Genomic DNA, 18139 nt, shown 5'->3' on the forward strand with positions numbered 1-18139 from the left:
GTTGCACCTACTCGCCGCCAGCGTTCAGCCCGGGGCACAGCTGCCCGCCGCCGACCGTCAGTGCGGATCACGCCCACCCGCCGCCGACAGTCGGCCCTGGTCACAACTGCCCGCCCGTGACGGCCAGTTGTGCCCACACCGTGCGCTCCCCCGCGGTCTCCCCGAGCCGCGTCCCCCACGCGGCACTCGTGTGCTGGACGACGAGGAGCCCGCGTCCGCTGGTCTCGGACACCGCGGGGCGGGCGGCCCGCGGCCTGCCGTGCGAGGGGCCGGTGACCTCGCAGATCAGACGGTCGGACAGGTGCAGCAGCCGGAGGGTCACCGGGCCGCCGGTGCCGAACCGCAGCGCGTTGGTGACGAGTTCGGACACCACCAGGGCGCTGCGGCCGTGGGGGTCGGCGATGCCCCACTCGGCGGTGCGGGCGCCGGTCCACGCCCGTGCGCGGGCGACCGCCGTGAGATCGCCCGCGGGCAGGCGGAGTGCGGGCATGTCGGCCGCGGGCAGGCCGTCCATGCGCGCCAGGAGCAGCGTGAGGTCGTCGTGCTGCGGCGGCGGCCCGGTGACATGGTCGACGACCGGGCCGACGACGGCGCTCAGGTCGCCGGTCGCGTAGTGCCAGGACAGTGCCTCCAGCAGGGCGGTCATCCCGTCGTCGAGGTCGCGGCCCGGGTGCTCCACGAGGCCGTCGGTGTAGAGCCCGATCAGGGCGCCCGGCTCGGCGGTGACCTCCAGGGCCTCGTACGGTTCCTCGCGGGCCGTGCCCAGCGGCGGGTGCAGCGGCGGGGCGAGCAGTTCCGCGGCCCCGTCCGGGTGGACCAGCACCGGCGGCAGGTGCCCGGCGCTGACCACGGTGAGCCGCCGGGCGGCCGGGTCGTACACGGCGTAGCAGCAGGTCGTGCCCAGCGCCGCCGCCGCGGCGCCCAGTTCGCCGTCGGTCTCGGCGGTCGCGTGCAGGCTCCCCACGAGGGTGTCCAGGTGGGTCATCACCTCGACCGGCGGGTGGTCGGCGGCGGCCAGGGTCTGGGCGGCCTGGCGCAGTGTGCCCATGACGGCGGCGGCTGCCAGGCCGTGTCCGACGGCGTCGCCGATCACCAGCGCGATCCGGCCGCCCGACAGGCCGATGACGTCCATCCAGTCGCCGCCGAGGCCGGCGCTGTCGGGTGCGGCGGGCCGGTAGGCGCCCGCGGTGTGCATCGCCCGGCTGGGCGAGTGCGGCGGGCGCAGCCTGCGCTGGAGCGCCAGGACCTGCCGGTGCTCCCGCTGATGACGGCGCCCGTGCTCCAGATTCATCGCGGCGCGGAAGGCCAGTTCCTGGACGGCGAGCTGGTCGTCGCCGTCGAAGGCCCCGCGGGGGTTGTCCTCACGCCGCCAGACCGCGACCGTACCGAGTACGCGCTGCCGCCGGTCGGCGTCGGGGACGGTCAGCGGCGCGAAGGCCACCGCGAGCGGGCCGTGGTCCGGCACCAGGGCCCGTATCAGGTCCGGGTCGTCGCCCAGGGCCCGCTCGATGGCGGCGCGGTCGGGCAGCACGGTGACGCCGGGGTGACCGGTGGTGTCGGAGGCGGGGTGGGCGAGCAGGTCCGGCAGGCGCTCGCCCAGGCGGAGGAAGCCGCGCGGCCACGGCCGGTTCCCCGCGCGGGCGTACGCGGCGCGGCACAGCGGCTCGGTCCGATCGGGCAGGTCCCCGCTCCACAGGCACTGCGCCAGCGACACCGTGACGGCGTCACCCCAGGGCAGCAGCCCTTCGGCGAGCTGGCGCGCCGTCGTTTCGATCTCCAGGGAGGTGCCCAGGGTCGAGGAGGCGGCGAAGACGTCGAGCTGGGCGCTGACGTCGATCAGGCTGATCACCACCCGGCCCGGAGCCGCCGGGAGGACCGAAAGCGACACCACCGCGGGCGTTCCGTCCGGCCGGATCATGCGCTGGACCCGCGCCAGCAGCGGGCGGCCGGTGGCCAGTACCCGCTCCACCCGGGCGGCGATCGCCGCCGCGTCCTCGGTCGGGAAGAGGTCGGTCGCCCGCGCGCCCGATCCGTCGACCACCCCGTCGAGCCAGGTCCCGGCCAGATCGGCCTCCAGCACGGTCAGCCGCTCGTCGACGACGATGATGCCGAGCGTGTCGTCCGACCCCGCCCCCGACGGCGCGCTCAGCGCACTGGGCGGCTGCTGCGGAATCATCTCCGTCAGCACGGCACCGACCCGGCCGCCCGCGCCGGACGCACCCTCGGAAGAAGCGTGGCTGGAGTTGGGGCTGGTCATCACGGCAAAGTCCGATCATCCGCCAACGGTTGATTTCAGACATTACGGACAATTAGCCAATAAAAACATAAAGAGCAGGTAAAGCGACTCTTTGTTCACCATGACTCACACGGTGTACGGGCCGCGCGATCAGCCCCTCCCGGTGGACCCGCACGCCCCCACCTGCGGTCCGCGTGCCGCGCGCCTCCCGGCAAGAGCCCTCGCGGCACCCAGGAGCACATCAAGGACGCACGACACGGCTCACCCGACCGCGCTCGCGCCCCGGGCGAGCCCAAGGGGGCGGTGGCGGCAGACGAGTCGAGCTGTACGCCGGGTTCTGTCGCCGGTAAATCTGGGTGTCGAGGTGGGGTCACGGCGCCGCTTCCTCGTCAGTCGGCGACTGCGCTCTCCCTGCTCTGAACTGGTCCGATGGTGAGCCGGTTCAGGGACGATGCGGAGTCGATGAGTTCTGACAGTGTGAGAACTGGTTCTCCCCAGGCGCTCCCCAGTCCCGGATTCTCCCCACGCGCTCCCCAGGAACAGGACCGTGAGCAGCCCTGATGCGACAGAAGCCGCCCTCCGCGAATCGGAGAGCGGCAAAGTGTCGCGGCACTAGGAGCCGAGCCCTCCCGGCACGTACCGCGTACCGAGGCGGTCAGCTCGGCGCATCCTTTCGTACTCAAGATCAATCACGCAGGCACGGCAGGCGCGGACGTCGTAGCGGACGCCGGCCGGGGTGTCGATCTGGTTCAGGCTCGTGGTTTCCACCCGGCTCCGTGCGCACCTGAAGCATGAGCCGGTGGCCCAGAGGTAGAGCCGTGTGATGTCTTCGTCGTCCATGCCATCCTCCGCAAGAGGCGCTGCCCTACGCACTCCGGCCGTATCGGCGAGGCGATCCGACTTCGGTCCGGGGTTGTGCACGGTCTGTCAATCTGTTCAACGAGTTGGTCATGACCCGGTCATTCACTCGTTCGAGTGAACATGTGTTCGAACCTAGCGCAGGGGGTTCCGGCCTCGCGGCGTCGTGAATGCCGCGGGGCTGCGGAGGGGGCGGGGCGGGGCGGAGGGGGCGGCTCGTCTCGCGGGTTCAGGGCGGCGAGCGGGTGGGCCTGCTAGATCAAGATCGCGAAACACTTCAAAGTTGCTGTGGGCTTATGATCAACAACGCCACAGCGTTTGTCGAGTGCCTGCACAACCGCCGCTTCCCGCCTGGGTTCACGTCCGCCGCCGTATGCACGGCCGCCGTATCCAGATGTGGCGTGAGCACCGCAACCTGACGCAGGAGCAGCTCGCAGAACGAGTCGAGGAGACTCTGTCCCTGTCGTCCATCCAGCGGATCGAGGCCGGAGGAGAGATCCGCTTCTCTGCGATCATCGTGGTCGCCGAGGCGCTGGGTGTGCCCATCGGGACCCTCCTCTCCGCCGACCCTGAAAGCTGACCGCCCGCCAGCTCGGGGGCATCTGGCGGGCGGTGGTCACGCTCCCACTGTCCCGCTCGTGCAATTGCGCGTCCACCCGTAGGACGGAATCCGGTAGCAACCATGTACCCCGGTATGGCCATTCGGCCATGCCCGACGTCCTTCTGCCGGACCGTCACGGCGCCGGCCACGCGCGGGCCCGCGGCTTTGCGGCACGGAGGCATGACCGGGCGTCCGCGCATACCACCACATTGCTGCCCGCACTCCCCTGCTCGACGTCCGCTGTGACGACGGTCTGGTGTGCGCGCTGGCAGCGGTGGCATGTGCCCGTGCGGCGGGTCATCGTGCGGGTCGTTCCGGGGCAGCGTCCCGGCGGCCGATGTACGGGCGCGGCACGATTCCGTGGTCGCGGACGTGCGTGTGGCAGGCGTAGACGGGTGCGCCGGGCCCGGACCCGGCCTCCGTGCTCCCGATAACCTGCGCCTCATGGTTGGGCACCGCATGCCGTCCGGGGCCGCACCAGCGGGTCATGCGGGGCACCGTGCCGGGTCGCAGCGGTGAACGATTGGGGCGTCCGGCGGGGTGGTGCCGCGGAGATGCACAACGCGAACGGTCAGGGTCCGGGTCATCCCGTCGGCTCCGGTGATGACCAGCGGGCGCTCGGTCGATGCCCATCTGGGTGGTGTCTCGGCGCCGTCCTGCCTGGTGGTGGTGGGCTGCATGGCGTTGTCCCCTGTGTGGCCGGTGCGCGGCGCTGCCCGTGTCCTGGCGGGAGTAAGGGCAGCGCCGCATCCTTGGTGATCACGCTACGTACGCGCGTGATCACAGCACAGGGACGGGCTTCACCAGCCGCAGAGCACGATACCGGGCGGGTAGGACACAGCGCCCTACCTCATAACGTCGGGTCCACACCCAAACGCGCGGCGAGCCCGCGCAGCGGGGTGTTCTTCCGGCGCTCCGCCTCCAGCATCTCCCGCACCGTCGCCGACGCGAGGGTCTGGTAGCGGATCCACTCCGGTTGTGTGGCCTCAACCTCCAGGAGGGTGCCGAGCGCGCCGTCGCTGTCCCCCGTGGCGTACTGGGCGTGCGCGACATCGACACGGTGGGATGCCTTGTGGACGGGCCTGCTGATGACCGTCAGGTCGACGCGCTCCGCGAGCCGCAGGGCGTCCTCCGGCCGTGACTGCTGGCCAGCGAGAGCGACATTCACTGCCTGCGTCTGGACATCGACCACGGAGAAGGCGCTGCCGTATGCCCGCGTCGGGCCTGACCGGGTCGCGGCGGCCTCCGCGAGATTGATGAGTTCGGCGGCCTCGTCATGCTGGTCTCGGCGCGCGGCTGGGGTGGCGGCGGCGATGAGGAGATTGCCGTACACGGCGTACTGCGCGGGGGTGGCTTTGCGGAAGCTGGGCTCCAGGGCGTCGGCCTTGCGCTCGGCGACCTGCTGGGCCTGTTCCCACCTGCCTTGCCGGAGCAGCACCCACGACAGGGTACTGACGCCCATGCCCGACATCAGCGGGTCGGAGGCGCGCTCGGCGGCGGCGAGTTGCTTCTCCACGGCCTGGAACGCCCAGTCGGCGTGACCGGACTGCGTCGCCAGGGACGCGGCGAGCTGGTAGGCGAGGGCGAGCTGCCCCCACACCCGCTCTGCACCCGCGCCGGTGGTGTCGCGGGCGACCGCGCGGCCGTCACGGAGCAGTAAAGGCAGCACCCCGGACAGCTCGGAGTAGCCGCCCCTCCAGTACAGGGAGGTGGCGTGCGCGACCGAAGCGAGCCACGCGTCGGCGGCGGGCACCCCGTCGGCGAGGTCGTCAGCGAGGACGCCGGGAATCGCGCCGACATCCTGGATGGCGTCGCGGAGGTCGAGGAGCCCGCCGTCGTCGGGCGCGGAGCTGGTCACGGTGGGCTGCCCCAAGAGGCGGTCGAGCTCAACGTCCAGTGCACGGGCGAGCGCCCGGAGGGTCGCGATCGCTGCGGAGAGCCTGACGTTCTGTTCGAGCTTGCGGATGGTGTCGATGGAGCAGCCAGCGCGGTCTGCGAGTTGCTGCTGGGTGACATCGCGGAATTCCCGCAAAACGCGGATGCGGTCGCCGATGGTGTCGGTGCGTGACATTGGGTACCCCCGCCAGAAGGTGTTGCCTTCAACGGTACGCCGGGGCCGGGGTGTTGCGGGGCCGGTCGGTACCCTTGGTCTATGCCCTGTCCGTCCTGTGTCCCGGCGCCGCTGCGTCCTGATGCGGCTGTCCTGAACGCGCGGATACGGCGGCTGTCCGAGGGCCGTACGGTGTGGGCGGCGGAGGATCTGGTCAAGCTGGCCCGGCTCCAGGCGGAATGGCGGGCGGCAGTCGAGGCGGAGGAGCGCGCCGGGGGCACGGTTGTCGGACCCGAGTCGTAGCATCGCCGCATGCCCGACATCACGTACCCCGACGACCTCATCGCCGCGCAGAAACGGTCCCACCAGGCATGGGTCGATGTGCAGACCCACCGTATGACCGTGGACGCCGCGCGCCGCGCCGAGGCGGGCCCAGTGAAGGACGCGCCGAAGTGGATGTCCCCGGCGCTCCGCGAGTGGACGCCGGAGGAGCGCGAACGGCACGCGGCCCTGATGGCCGAGGCGACCGCGGCGGCTGACGCACTGCACCAGGCGCTCGCCGCGTCTGGGCTCGGCGCCAGCTATGACGTGGTGCAGGGGCTCCACCGGGCGGCGAGGGCGGCGTAGGCCCCGCCGCTCAACCAGCGGGGCTCGCAGCCACAGTCAGCGTGAATGGGATACGGCGAGCGTAGCGGCGGGGTCGGACAGCCTGGTCAGGCCCGTCTCGTCCTGGCCGACGGCGGCCACGCGTCCGTGGCGGTCGGGCAGCCACACCTCCGCGTGACGGGGTACGGGCACACCTCGGCCGCTGGCGATGACGGTGGCGCGGCGTCCTCGCAGCAGACCGTGCCCGGTCTCGAGGCCGTCCCACTCGGTGGAGGTCACGCGCAGGCGCATGGATGCGGTCGGCCATGGCCCTGCTGACAGAAGGATGCTGCCAGCGCGGCGGGCGCGGGCGGTGATACGCCGGGCGAGCTGATCCGGTACCGGGCCGACGTCGCCGACGAGGACGACGCTCGCGGAGTCCAGAAGCAGCCCCACCACTTGCGGCCAGGATCCGCCGGGGTTGTCGACCCACAGTCCGGCGGAGATGTCGAGGCCCGCGTCGGCGGCGGCGAGCGCCCCGAGGTCCGGGAGGGCTACGGCGGCCCAGATTTTGGCGGCGGCTCCGGCGAGGGCGAGGAGCAGCGTGCGGTCGGCGGCCTCGATGACCGATCCGGCGGGGAGTCCGTCGGGGAGGAGGCTGCTCAGGGCTGCGGGTACTGGGAGGCGGCGCACCGGGGCTGCCGGGGTGGCGCTGACTGCGCGCGGCCCGGTGGCGACGGGTCTCAGGGGTGCGGGTTCCACGCAGGCACTATATTAGAACAGGTGATCGAATACGATGGAACGCCGCAGCTCAGCCGCCTGGACAAACTCCGGGTGACCGAGGAGTGGCTGGCCTGGGCGCTGGGGCGCGTTCGAACGCAGATCGCCGCCGCCGAGCACGAACAGGCGCGCGCCGCGCAGGAAGCTGCGACCGCCGAACGACGCGCCCGCGCACTTGCCGGTTGGACGGTTGAGCGCCGCTGGCAGGGGCAGCGCGTCCACCACGGGCCGTGTCTGCGGCGCGACGATGACAACAGCCACCCCCTGGCCGGTCACGAGGGGGCGCGTGCCCTCATCGACAGCGGCAAAGCGGTGGCGTGCCCGGAGTGCGCGGGGCCCGTCCTGGACGCACCGGCATGAGGTGGCGGGCCCCAGTGGCAGGCACCCCGCAGGGAGGGGCAGGCCGCGCAAGTCTGGACGGCGCGGATGTTGGGAATGGGCCTACTCACGCGCCGCTCGGGTTGTTCTTCGCCGGGCCGACCGGGCGCTCCACACCCTGGGGCCAGGACATGATGCCGTCCTCGTGTCGCCCCTCGTGTCCCGCGCCCAACTCGCAGCGGTCGCTGTAGTTGGGTTCCCCGCAGGCGTTCCGGCGTTCCTCGTCCACCCGGTTGGCGATCTTGCGCGCCCACTCACGGCTGTACGGAGTGTGCTCGGAGATGGTCGTGAGCGGAAGGCCGCCCGAGCGCGCGTCTGCGATGGCGTCATCGAGGGCCCTGCGGGTCTTCTCGTAAGCGGCGGTGGCGCGGTCGAGCTTGCGGATGTGGGCGCTGGCGTCAGAGGGAGTGATGTTCGGCGTCATACGCGGATCGTCTCACGGAGCGGTGCCAACTTTCTAGACGATTGACTGCCAACTTCATTGACGCGCGAGAGGGAGTCTGCAACTCTGGATCCGTCAACATAGTTGGCAGTCATCTCAGGGGGTCACCACCCCCTGACCCGAATCCGCCCGCGCCGCCTACTCGTCACGCAAGGATGAAGCCATGACCGAGACCGACACCACGCCCACCGCCACCATCGACGACATCCGCGACCTCCTCGCCTACGGCGGCCAGGAGCCCGTCCTCTACATCCAGAACGGGCCCGACGACGAAGGCGGCGAGCAGACCCTCGCCGTCTGGGCGCGCGCCCTGGTGCCGCACAACCGCATTGCGTGCTCCCGCGAGGAGGTCATCGACGCCCTCGGTGACGGCCCGGACGGCGGAGACATTGACGACGACCTCATCGAGGACTACCTCCCCGGCGTCCAGGACACCATCGACGAGATCATCCAGACCGCCGCGCAGAACAAGGCTGGCTGCGCGGACATCGAGAGCTGACCGTCTCCGGGGTGGCGGGGGCGCGGGCGAACCCGCCCGCGGCGCCGGACCGTTCCGGTAGACCAGAACCACTGCTCCCCGCCCACGCGGGGCCGAACCACCCACCCGCCAGACCCCACGCCCCAGGGAGCACCCCATGATCGAGATCGCTAGCAACAACCCCGGCCGCACCGTCTACCCGTACGACCTCCTGGACGACGTCATGGAGGACACCGGCCTCAGCCGGGCCGACGCCCACGCCGGGATCCACGCCATGCTCGACGACCTCATCAACCTCGACGGCGAAGACACTGTCATCCTCAGCCGCCGTCCCGTCGACCCCGCGCTGCTGGAGTCCAACCCGAACGACCTCGACGTCTACTACTGGCTGACGGTCAGCGACGAGACCGCGCAGGCGATCCGCGACGCCCTCGCCGCAACCAACCCGCGCTGACCCCGGACACGACGAAGCCCCCGAGCGTTAACCGGGGGCTTCGTAACCCCGCTGATGCGGGGAGCAGGGCATTATGCCGAGCGCCTCACAATGAGGGCCATCCCTGCGGGGCAGGGAGCAGGGCCACCATCGCTGATGACGGCACGACTATGGCACAGCCCGCAGACCGCCCGCATTCGAACAGCCGAAGAACACCCCACCCCGCTCGGGGCGTGCCGCCGACTCCCCCCGGCCGCACGCCCCTTCTGCGTCACAGTCCCGTCACAGCCCCCGGTCCGTGGTGCCGGGCCGCACGCTCTGGGGCCCAGCACCACCACGCGCAACGGCGCGGCCGTGATGCGATGGTGGCATCGGGGTCTGACAGCGGCCCATTCCTGTTTCGGTGAACGCCGGAAAAGCCTGATCAGGCGAGCGGTACGTCAAGCTCGTCGTCGGGGCACGAGTCGGCGATGTCAGTGAGCGCGGCCTGCTCCGCCGGATCGATACTCAGGTTCCAGCGGGTCTTCACGGACACCCAGTCATCCAGGTAGCGGCAGCGCGCATCAGCAGCCGGAGGCATCCACGTGGACGGGTCCTGGTCGGACTTGCTGCGGTTCGCCTTCGCCGTCACCGCCGCAAGGCTCCGCGGCCAGTCCAGATCGTTGGCGTACTGCTCGCGCCTCTTCGCATCCCACTGCGACGCCCCGCTGTCCCACGCCTCGGCGAGCGGCACCATGTGGTCAATGTCCAGGCCGGACGGGCCGTTCACGGTCGTGTCGTCGTAGTACGACCACCACGACCCGCCGGACAGCTTGCAGTTCGCGCCGCGGTCCGGCGCGACCACCGCCTCGTCCAGCAGCACCTCGGCGCGGGTGTTGCACCCGTCATGGTCGGCGTCCACCCAGTGCTTGAACTTGGTCCGCTCATACCCCTCGCGCGACTCCGCCGCCACCGGCAGGCGAGCCAGCAACTCCCGCACCGACACGGGCCCGGCAGCCGGCTCCTGGGCGTGTGCGCCCACCGTCGTACCGCCCAGCAGGGCAGCGGCAGCCAGCAGGGCAAACAGCGTGCGCTTCATCAAGATCCCATCAACGATCAGCCGGATGGGACCTGACTACCGGCCGCAGACAGCCAACCGGGCGAGGCTCACCCGGCGTTCACCCGCCAGAGGGCCCAGATCACCCATGAGACGAGGGGCCTCGGGTACGACACAGAAGGGCCGTGCGAACCGCCGCGATACGAACGGGGCGGACCGCACGGCCCAACTGCTACTTAATGGCCTGCGTCACCAGCCAGCCCAGCACCGCGACCCCAGCCATCGGGATCCCCAGTGCCGCCGCCTGCTTGTTCGCCGCCTTCGTCGCCACAGCCGACACCGCCAGCATCACAGCCAACGCGACCGCCGCATCCTGCTGCTTCCTTGTCATCTTCGTCTCACCTCCTCCCAATTGATCACCTCCCTTGATCGTCGCAGCCGACGATTTGAATGCAAGCCCCGCACGTCCCCGAACATGCAAACGAGCCCCGCCCCGGCCGGAGCCAGGGCGGGGCAACTACTAGTCTGGGACGATTCAGTAGATCACTAGTAGTTCACTTCGCGGCGCCAAAACCGCTTCTCCCGGGCCCGCCCAGCACCCTTTGACCGGGACACGTCCGCGCAGTCCAGCCCTGCCGGGCCACGACAGAACGGGCACCACGAGCGCCGACACACGCCCAACATGCGGGCCATCAGACCTCCGCGTACACGCGGTACTCCGACCACTGGGGGTGCAGCCACACGAACTCGCCGCGGACCGCAACCACTCGGGCTGGCCACTCCAGCCTGGACTCCGACTCGAACGCCACCACATGATCCCCAGGACGCATCAGCCCATTCGCGTCACCCAGGACCGCCCGGGTCGCGTTCACCGTGCCATCCGGGGCCGTGACCCGCACGTTCGGATCGATCTCCACACGGGTCAGCTCAGGCATCCGTCTTCTCTTTCTCCCGCGACCGGATCTCGCGCTGGGCGCGGACCACCATCACCGTCCGCTGCACCAACAGCCCGGCCAGCAGCAGAATCACCACCGCCCGCGACACCCTCAACGCCGCGGCCGTCGGACCGTGCGGCCACACCGTGATCAGCACGGTGTACACGCCCAGCCAGCCCATCGAGGCCGTCACCGACATCACATGACGGCCCACCGGCGACCGCCACCACGGCGCCGACACCGCGTAAGCGATTACGAACGCCACCGCTGTGGCAGCGACCAGCCCCGACCCGACGACGTTGATCCACTGGGACCAGCCCATCACCCACCACCACCCAGCACTTCTTTGAACCGCTCAGCGAAATGGTTCTCCCGCCGAGCCGCGCGCACCTTCGCCACCTCGCGGTCAACCTCCGGACGCTGCCGCCGGAGACCCTTCAAATCCTCGGTGGCCCTACTCAACGCCGCCTCAGCCAGACGGCCGCTGTCCGTATCACCCCTGAGGCGCCGACGGCGCATGATCCACCGGAGCATGGCTCACCTCCCGACCAGGCGGGAGCGGCAACGCAGCCAGCACATGATTCGTTGCGTGAACCGCTTCGAGCATCTCCGCGTTCTGCCGCAACGCCTCGTGTCGGCCTTCCTCACTGCGGCCGTGCGCGGCCTCCCAGCGTTCCGCGTTCCGGATCGCATCATCGAGGGACCGGCGGGGCACGATGTCGCCGCGCAGCATCATCACCACAGCCAACGCGATGAGCGCCCACGGGCCGCCGACGGCCAGAGCCTGCCCCGCCAGCCCATCCACCTACACCCCCTGCACGGGAGGCGCGGCCTCCTTGAGCGGACTCGACCGCTCGATGGGCAACTGCGGCACGGGGGCGGTGACTTCGCGGTGCAGGACCAGGGCGACGATCGCGGTGAGCGTCGACATCAGGAGCGCCTGCTGGTCCGCGCTGAGATGCAGGCCGAACCCGACGAACAGGGCCAGGGCCGCCTGCCCGAGCTGGAGGATCGCCGCACCGGCCGCACCGGTCTTCAGGACGATCGCCGACACAACACCCACTGCGGCGGCGAGGGCGGCGTTGATGTACGCCTGCTGGGTGTCCGAGACGTCCAGGCCGAATGCTGCGGCGAGCTTCAAGACGATGGCGATCACGCCCAGGATGTACACGGGCTCACGACCAAACCACTTCATGGCAGTACCGTTTCTGCTGATGGGGGATCACTTTATGGATACCCATGAAGTGATCAAGAGGGGATCAGACGGGCTGTGCGAGGGCCCGGCAGCCGATGACGGTGCCGTTGCTGTCGCGTACCTCGCGGTACGGGACGAGCAGGTCGCCACGACGGTCACGCAGGGCGAGGGCGACGACGAGCGAGACGATGTACTGCACGCCGTCGCGCTTCGGGGGCAGGTGTTCGGCGTGGCCGAACTCGACCAGCTCGAAGGTGAAGCCGCCGCCCAGTTCGATCGTCGCCAGCCGCGCGGGTACCGGCTCCGGGTCGATGACCTCCCGCAGGTGCGGTTCGAGGTCGTCGAACCCGTCCTCCCGCTCGGCGGCGTACAGCCGGATCGGGTGCGGCGTGAAGTTCAGGATCATGCGGGTCTCAGCTCTGCATGCGCGCGGCGAGGTCCTTGCCGAGCGCGACGGCGAGCGCCTGCGCGAAGACCGGGGACGCGGCGAGCCGGTCGGCGATGGCCGCCGTCTGCGCATCTGTGAGCGCCGGGGCCGTGAGCCCCTTCACCGCGTTGAGGGCGGCGGCGGCCGACGCTGCGGCTGAGGCGGCGCTCTTCGCTGCGTTCGTCACGGTCTGGTGCACGTCGGGGCTGTCACCGGGGCCCTTGTAGCCCCACAGCTTCTTCGCGTCGGCGTCGGTCAGGGGCATGTCGTCGTTCTCCTTCGCGTGGGCCCACGTCTTGAGCTGGGCCGGGGTCAGCGGGCAGTAGTCGCGGTCGACACCCGACGCCCCGTACTGGTGGAACAGCCAGGGGTGGACGATGCCGGGCTGCCCGGCGGGCTTGTCCGCGGTGGCGATCCACAGGAAGTCCCCGTACCGACCCTTGGGATCACGGGAGAGGTAGTCGGCGTTGGCGTAGGTTCCGACCTGATGCAGAGGCTGCGCCGCCTGGACGCGGTCGAGAAATGCGTCCTTGTAGGCGATCTGCCGGGCCATGGGCACGCCCTGGTTCGCCGCGTCGTATCCCTCCCAGTCCAGGACGAGGATTTCTCCGGCGGCCGGCTGTGCGGCGGCGAGGAAGTACGCGGCCTCGGCGGCCGGGTCGGCGGCCATGTGCGGGTAGTGGTAGTGCCCGACGACCAGCCCGGCGGCTCGGGCGTGGGCGACCTGGGCCGCACGGCGGGCGTTGACGTACCCCAGGCCCTCCGTGGCCTTCACGAACACGAACCCCAGGCCTGCGGTGGACGGGGTGGCCGACTGGTACGACGCCCAGTCCTGTCCGTAGGTGCCCATCACAGCCCCTTCGCGGTAAGCCAGGTGTGCGCGGCGGCGGCAAGGCTGGCGTCCGCACTATCCGGAGCAGGTGCCGGAACGGGCATGGGGGTGGGTGCTGTCACGAACTGGGGCACGGTGACGTCGCCCTGCATCTTGAGGAGCCGGGCCAGGTCGACGGTGGTGAAGTAGCCGCGACCCTGGACGCCCCACGATTCGGCCCACGAGTTCGGGACCTCGTACTCGCCGGTCACCGCGTCGAAGGAGACGACCTCCAGTTCGTGGCCGCCGTCCAGCGGGCTGCTGGTGTCCACGACGATCCGGCCGTCCGGCGCGGGGTCGAACATCGACCGGTACCAAGGGATGCCGATCAGTACCGGCCCCGCCTGCAACGCCGAGTTCAGGGCGTCCATGGAGAAGGCGTGCGTGTAGCCCGACGCCAGACCCAAGGCCCGAAGTGCCTTCGCCACCCCGATCCCCGACGACCCGGTGTCAGTCGGCGGGTACTGGCCGGAGATCCCGTCGAGGATCGTCGCCAGCGAATACAGGGCCACCGCGAACGCCTCGTCCAGATCGTGCGCGCCCGCGGTGAACAGGCCGTGCGAGGCAGCCGCACAGGCGGTACCGATCGTCACCGACGTCGACGCCGTCCGCCCCAGCGAGTCCGTCCCCAGTGCGCCCGTCGCCGCGTTCCCCGTACACGACCCCAGGTCGCCCTGGTCCAGGATCGGAATCCGCCGCGTCCACGACACCGACCGCACCGCAGACCGAGGCGGCACCCCATGCGCGAACGCCAGCGACCTCGGGTCATGCTCGACATGCCGGCCCAGGCGTGGACCCGCGCCCGTCTCCGGCAACAGCTCAACGTGCATACGGTGGTCCTCCGGGCATGAGAGAGCCCCGGCCAGCGGCACGGGGCGTGGGTGGTGAGGTGGGCGGGCGATCAGGCGGCAATCCATTTCAAGGTCAGCGAAGGCCCGAATGCAGCCGTCACGGCAGTGTTGAGGGACCCGCCGGAGGTCTGCCACCCGACGAGTTCGACGTAGTCGCCGATCGCAAGGACGGCGTCACAGGTCACGATGGCGCACCAGGAGTTGCTGGCTATGCCGCCCTGCTGGGTGATTGAGCCCCTGGCCGAGGTGCCGTTGATGGTGATGCCAGCGCCCCGGTTGCCTGTCGCCGAGGAGTTGAAGCCGAGGCAGCCGGTGATGGTGTACGTGCCTGCGACTCGGCACACGTACCGGGACGTGTTGGTGGTGGTGGAGTGTCCGCCGTCGGTGTCGTAGTCGTCGGTGTCGAGGGTGATCGGCACGAGCGTGGTGCCGGACAGGAGGGCCTGGGCGCTGGTGGCGTAGCCCTTGTAGCGGGGCGGGTTGGTGAGGAAGTCTCCCAGGGCCTTCGTCGTCGCGTTGAAGAGGCTGCCGGTGTTGTAGTTGCCGGGGGCCTCGGTGGGCATGACCGGCGGGATGCGGGCCACAGCGCGCTCCTCTCAGTAGGCGAACACAGTGGCGTCGAACTGGGAGACGGAGTCCCAGGTGGTGGGGTCGGTGAACCCGGCGGGCAGCAGCTCGCAGACGACTGTGCCCGCCGCGTGCGCCTTCACGGTGGGTGCGGTGAGGGTGATGACCGCGGTCGTCCAGCCTGGCGATGTGGCGCCGACTGCGGCGACGGTGACGGTTTCGGCGTTGACGACACCGGGTTCCAGCTTGAGCTGCTGGCCTGCAAAGAGCTGCGTGCTCAGCGGGTTCGTGTTGTCCTGGGATGCCTTGACGGTGATGCTCGTGGCGCCGGTCGCAATGCTTGATGCCGCAGTGGTGTGCCAGGCTGCGAACCGGGCGTATGGGGTGAGGTCGGCCGGGGAGCACTGGAGGGTGAGGGTCGCATCCGCCTTGTCGTCCCAGGACCAGGCCAGGTTCTCGACGAAGCAGTCGACCTGGATCGCCGCCACGCCGGGGGGCCGTCGCATTACCCGGACGCGGGTGCCGAGCTCCAGGGACAGGCACATGGCCCACATCGCCGGATTCGCCGCCGGGTGCAGTACGAGGCTGCTGATGCGGTTGACGGGGGCTTTGTACCGGGACAGGGCGTAGGCGGCGGCGTCCTGCACTTCGAGGGCGCTGCTGGCGTTGACGGTGCGGGTGATGGTCTTCGGGAAGTGCGCCGCGATCGATGCGGCGTCGCGCGCGTTGAACGTCTGACCAGTGCTGGCCTGCGTGAACGTGACCACGTTGCCGAGGTGCGTGCTGTCGTAGACCGGCTTGAGGTCTTCGTACGGCCACTCCCCCAGGTCGGTTCGCTCCCCGAACGTCACAGCGGGCGCGAACGCGTTGTAGCGGGCGGCGCGGGACAAAAAGGTGACCCCGCCGCTGCCGTCAACGAAGTGCGCGCCATTCTCAGTGGTGACAACGTCGCCGAGTGCGGTGACCGCGTCCTGCCCGTCGATTGCGGCAGGGCCCATGCTGGTGGTCAGCCCGCTCTGGATTGAGGTGGGCCCGGTGTACCCGGCGTAGCGGAGGATCCGCGCGTACCGGGCGTCCGTGGACTCTCCTGCGCATGCCGCCGACCAGGCCGTGTACAGGTTGGTGCAGTCAGTGCCGGTGAGGATTGACGGGAACTCCCCGACGAAACTGATGCTGCCGCTGAACGTGTTGCTGGTGTAGTTGCCGTTCGCGCCGTCCACGAACGCGGCCACGCTGTCGGAGACGACATCGCGCGGGAACACGCTGATGCCGGATGCGCTCGACGTGTAGCTGCCGTCGAGCGACAGGAACACCGTCCCCGCCCCGCCCGCCTGGTTGCCGAACACGGCCAGATGCCAGTTGCCGTCCAGCACGCTCGCAGTGGAGGTGAGGGTGGCGCCGCCGACCGCGAAGGAACTGGTGAAGAGGTTGACTTTGCCCGCGCTGTTGATGAACAGGCGCAACTGGCCGCTGGGGTTCTGGGCGTGCCGATTGTCCAGCGCCACCCACAGGTCGGTCTCGGTGGTGGGTGTCGGGCCGGTGTACCGGAACGCGATCATGCGGGAGTAGGGGCTGGTCTGGGGCCCCTTGATGCCCGCCTGCGTCAATGACAGGAACGTTGCCGCATTCGCAGCCCCCGATCCGCTGCCTGCGTTGGCGACGGTGGCCACGGTGCCCGTCGAACCGGTGTACACCCCGGACGGGCTCGTCGCCGTGATCGCGTTTCCGAACGACCAGGCACCAGCACCGTTCTTGCCCGCGACGACTGGCGCCGCAGGGTATGTCCCTGTCTGATCCGTGGCTGATGCGACGCCAGCCGGGTCGTCCAGCCGGTACAGGAACGTCGGGGTGTGGGAGTTGATTTCCATAGTGAGGGCGTCTTGCAGCTCTTGCTGCGACAGGAGACTGAACGCGTCCGCCGCCGGTGGCCCGACGGTCCCGTAGGTTCCGGACATGGACCAGGACGAGGCGTAGTCGCCGGTGAACCCGGCGAACCACCCGTACCAGGCGCCCGGCATTGCCCACGGGGAGGCGGTCAGGCCCTTCTCCAGTTGCCAGCCGTCCGTCTGGATAGTGCAGTTCGCGGTTGCGGTTGTGGCTACCGCGACGCCGACGTCCATGCCGTACACCCCGGCCGGAGCCGTGCCGGAGACGGTCAGGTACGTCCAGCCTGCGGTGGCCGAGCCCGTCAGGGTGGCGGTGCTGCCGTAGGTGTACGACGAGGGGACCTGCGAAGCGGACCCCACCCAGCCGAGGAACGGCTTCACTTGCAGGCTCGTTGACGCGGTCACGTCCCGGACCCGCATCTGCACCGTGTACGCCTGACCCGGCAGTACCGCGACCTGACCACTGTGGACGATCCGCAGCCCAGGTGCGGCGTTCGTCGTGACCAGGAACTGCGTGACCGACGTGCCCATCCAAGCCGATGACGTGTTGACGACGCTGCCGCCGGACAGGTCCGTGTCTGTCGCCAGGTCGAGCGCAATGGTGGGCACGATGGTGCCCGCCGCGACGCCAGCGCCGCCCAAGGCGATTCCCTGAGAGAGCAGGTTCGGCGACGGAGGCCACTGTGCCCTCACGCGCGTCGGCTGATCCGGCTGGATGTGCCCTGCATACGGGCCGGTGCCGGTCGGGTCTAGGAGTCCGTCCGCGTTGGTGAGGGTGACCTGCTCTTCGCCCGACCGCACCTGGTCGCTCTCGTACTGGCGTCCGCGGGAGACCGATACCGAGCCCTGTGTGCGCTGGGTGATGTCTACGTAGTAGTCGCGGGGGACGGTGCCGCCGTTCGCGCCCCAGAAGAGCCCGGCGCCGAACTCGGCTTGCGGCCAGTTGTTGTTGAATTGCCCGCCGGTTCGGGTGCCGACGTGCGCCACGGTCATGGCGTTGCCCGCGACTTCGGTGCTGGTGGCCTGTGTCTCGAAGCGGAACAACGTTGCGGATGCGTCCCACGGGTACGCCATCGACGACTGGTTCGTCCAGGTGAGGCCGTCCGGGGAAGTGTCGGCGAAGAACACCCCGCCGGATTCCCGGAGCCGCCACCAGCGGTGCAGGTGCGGGTCGTAGGCGGGCAGTGTCACCGAGGTGAGAGTGCCCGCCACCTGAAGGGTCTGCCGGAAGGCTCCGCCGTCGAGCCGTATCGTGACGGCGTTGTTCGTGTCGAGCCGGACCCGCATGATGCTGCGGGTGCCGCCGTTGCCGTTCGCCGCAGGGGTGACCTGCGCATAGACCGCGGAGCCGCGGGCGTCGTACACGTTGTTGCTGCCGAATATGTTCGTGGCCCCGGTGGTGGGGTGCGCCAGGGACACCTGGCAGTTGACGGTGTCGAACGCCACCGCCCCTGCCGTCACCGATGACCACAGGGCAGTGTTGATGGTTCCCGTCGTGAACGAGTCGACCAGGGTTTCGATCTTGGCCAC

At 70.0% G+C, this 18139-nt stretch carries 22 protein-coding genes; 6 read left to right on the forward strand and 16 right to left on the reverse strand.

Going from position 1 to position 18139, the window contains the following annotated elements:
* Positions 1-100: 100 nt before the first annotated feature.
* Both ACIO6U_RS02425 and ACIO6U_RS02430 read right to left on the reverse strand, forming a co-directional pair.
* On the reverse strand, positions 101-2257 hold the full coding sequence (locus ACIO6U_RS02425; RefSeq protein WP_401714940.1) for a SpoIIE family protein phosphatase: 2157 nt from the start codon (positions 2255-2257) through the stop codon (positions 101-103).
* Positions 2258-2848: 591 nt separating this feature from the next.
* Positions 2849-3076 (reverse strand): hypothetical protein, encoded by a 228-nt coding sequence (locus tag ACIO6U_RS02430; RefSeq protein WP_401714942.1) that lies wholly within the window; start codon positions 3074-3076, stop codon positions 2849-2851.
* Positions 3077-3419: 343 nt separating this feature from the next.
* Here ACIO6U_RS02430 and ACIO6U_RS02435 point away from each other — a divergent pair, with 343 nt between their 5' ends.
* The gene (locus ACIO6U_RS02435) at positions 3420-3674 is read left to right on the forward strand and encodes a helix-turn-helix domain-containing protein (RefSeq protein ID WP_401714944.1); all 255 of its coding nucleotides are present in this window, start codon (positions 3420-3422) and stop codon (positions 3672-3674) included.
* Between the two features lie 871 nt (positions 3675-4545).
* Here the strand turns inward: ACIO6U_RS02435 and ACIO6U_RS02440 are convergent.
* Entirely contained in the window at positions 4546-5766 is a 1221-nt protein-coding gene (locus ACIO6U_RS02440; RefSeq protein WP_401714946.1) for a helix-turn-helix domain-containing protein, read from the reverse strand.
* 81 nt (positions 5767-5847) lie between these two features.
* Here ACIO6U_RS02440 and ACIO6U_RS02445 point away from each other — a divergent pair, with 81 nt between their 5' ends.
* Together ACIO6U_RS02445 and ACIO6U_RS02450 are read left to right on the forward strand one after the other, a co-directional pair.
* Positions 5848-6048, forward strand: a complete 201-nt coding sequence (locus tag ACIO6U_RS02445; protein WP_401714948.1) for a hypothetical protein — start codon at positions 5848-5850, stop codon at positions 6046-6048.
* A 9-nt stretch (positions 6049-6057) separates the two neighbouring features.
* Positions 6058-6372: a hypothetical protein gene (locus ACIO6U_RS02450; protein WP_401714950.1), complete on the forward strand. Its 315-nt coding sequence runs from the start codon at positions 6058-6060 to the stop codon at positions 6370-6372.
* A gap of 36 nt (positions 6373-6408) precedes the next feature.
* Here the strand turns inward: ACIO6U_RS02450 and ACIO6U_RS02455 are convergent, their stop codons facing one another.
* On the reverse strand, positions 6409-7092 hold the full coding sequence (locus ACIO6U_RS02455; protein ID WP_401714952.1) for a hypothetical protein: 684 nt from the start codon (positions 7090-7092) through the stop codon (positions 6409-6411).
* Between the two features lie 21 nt (positions 7093-7113).
* Between ACIO6U_RS02455 and ACIO6U_RS02460 the strand changes: the two genes are divergently transcribed.
* Positions 7114-7470 (forward strand): hypothetical protein, encoded by a 357-nt coding sequence (locus ACIO6U_RS02460; protein ID WP_401714954.1) that lies wholly within the window; start codon positions 7114-7116, stop codon positions 7468-7470.
* Positions 7471-7555: 85 nt separating this feature from the next.
* On the opposite strand, the gene ACIO6U_RS02465 is transcribed toward ACIO6U_RS02460, so the two are convergent.
* The gene (locus tag ACIO6U_RS02465; RefSeq protein WP_401714956.1) at positions 7556-7912 is read right to left on the reverse strand and encodes a hypothetical protein; all 357 of its coding nucleotides are present in this window, start codon (positions 7910-7912) and stop codon (positions 7556-7558) included.
* A 181-nt stretch (positions 7913-8093) separates the two neighbouring features.
* Here ACIO6U_RS02465 and ACIO6U_RS02470 point away from each other — a divergent pair, with 181 nt between their 5' ends.
* Positions 8094-8429, forward strand: a complete 336-nt coding sequence (locus ACIO6U_RS02470; RefSeq protein WP_401714958.1) for a hypothetical protein — start codon at positions 8094-8096, stop codon at positions 8427-8429.
* Between the two features lie 136 nt (positions 8430-8565).
* Positions 8566-8862, forward strand: coding sequence for a hypothetical protein (locus tag ACIO6U_RS02475; RefSeq protein WP_401714960.1), 297 nt, complete (start codon positions 8566-8568; stop codon positions 8860-8862).
* A 403-nt stretch (positions 8863-9265) separates the two neighbouring features.
* On the opposite strand, the gene ACIO6U_RS02480 is transcribed toward ACIO6U_RS02475, so the two are convergent.
* The 11 genes from ACIO6U_RS02480 to ACIO6U_RS02530 all read right to left on the reverse strand — a co-directional run bounded on the left by ACIO6U_RS02480 (position 9266) and on the right by ACIO6U_RS02530 (position 18139).
* On the reverse strand, positions 9266-9919 hold the full coding sequence (locus ACIO6U_RS02480; RefSeq protein WP_401714962.1) for an HNH endonuclease family protein: 654 nt from the start codon (positions 9917-9919) through the stop codon (positions 9266-9268).
* A 190-nt stretch (positions 9920-10109) separates the two neighbouring features.
* The gene (locus ACIO6U_RS02485; RefSeq protein ID WP_355344929.1) at positions 10110-10268 is read right to left on the reverse strand and encodes a hypothetical protein; all 159 of its coding nucleotides are present in this window, start codon (positions 10266-10268) and stop codon (positions 10110-10112) included.
* 301 nt (positions 10269-10569) lie between these two features.
* Positions 10570-10812: a hypothetical protein gene (locus ACIO6U_RS02490; protein ID WP_401714964.1), complete on the reverse strand. Its 243-nt coding sequence runs from the start codon at positions 10810-10812 to the stop codon at positions 10570-10572.
* Entirely contained in the window at positions 10805-11134 is a 330-nt protein-coding gene (locus tag ACIO6U_RS02495; RefSeq protein ID WP_401714966.1) for a hypothetical protein, read from the reverse strand. Before ACIO6U_RS02495 ends, ACIO6U_RS02490 begins: the two co-directional genes overlap by 8 nt.
* A gap of 171 nt (positions 11135-11305) precedes the next feature.
* Positions 11306-11617 carry a hypothetical protein gene (locus tag ACIO6U_RS02500; RefSeq protein WP_401714968.1) on the reverse strand — a complete coding sequence of 104 codons (312 nt, stop codon included), beginning with the start codon at positions 11615-11617 and terminating at the stop codon, positions 11306-11308.
* On the reverse strand, positions 11618-12007 hold the full coding sequence (locus tag ACIO6U_RS02505) for a hypothetical protein (RefSeq protein ID WP_401714970.1): 390 nt from the start codon (positions 12005-12007) through the stop codon (positions 11618-11620).
* Positions 12008-12071: 64 nt separating this feature from the next.
* Positions 12072-12413 (reverse strand): hypothetical protein, encoded by a 342-nt coding sequence (locus tag ACIO6U_RS02510; RefSeq protein ID WP_401714972.1) that lies wholly within the window; start codon positions 12411-12413, stop codon positions 12072-12074.
* A gap of 7 nt (positions 12414-12420) precedes the next feature.
* Complete coding sequence (locus ACIO6U_RS02515; protein WP_401714974.1) at positions 12421-13284, reverse strand: GH25 family lysozyme; 864 nt, start codon at positions 13282-13284, stop codon at positions 12421-12423.
* Positions 13284-14015: a hypothetical protein gene (locus tag ACIO6U_RS02520; RefSeq protein ID WP_401714976.1), complete on the reverse strand. Its 732-nt coding sequence runs from the start codon at positions 14013-14015 to the stop codon at positions 13284-13286. The genes ACIO6U_RS02515 and ACIO6U_RS02520 overlap by 1 nt, the downstream gene beginning before the upstream one ends.
* A gap of 191 nt (positions 14016-14206) precedes the next feature.
* A complete protein-coding gene (locus ACIO6U_RS02525; protein WP_401714978.1) occupies positions 14207-14740 on the reverse strand; it encodes a hypothetical protein in 534 nt (177 codons plus the stop codon).
* A 12-nt stretch (positions 14741-14752) separates the two neighbouring features.
* The gene (locus tag ACIO6U_RS02530; protein ID WP_401714980.1) at positions 14753-18139 is read right to left on the reverse strand and encodes a hypothetical protein; all 3387 of its coding nucleotides are present in this window, start codon (positions 18137-18139) and stop codon (positions 14753-14755) included.

It is taken from the genome of Streptomyces sp. NPDC087422, from assembly GCF_044744145.1.
In the GTDB taxonomy this organism is placed as follows: Bacteria; Actinomycetota; Actinomycetes; order Streptomycetales; family Streptomycetaceae; genus Actinacidiphila.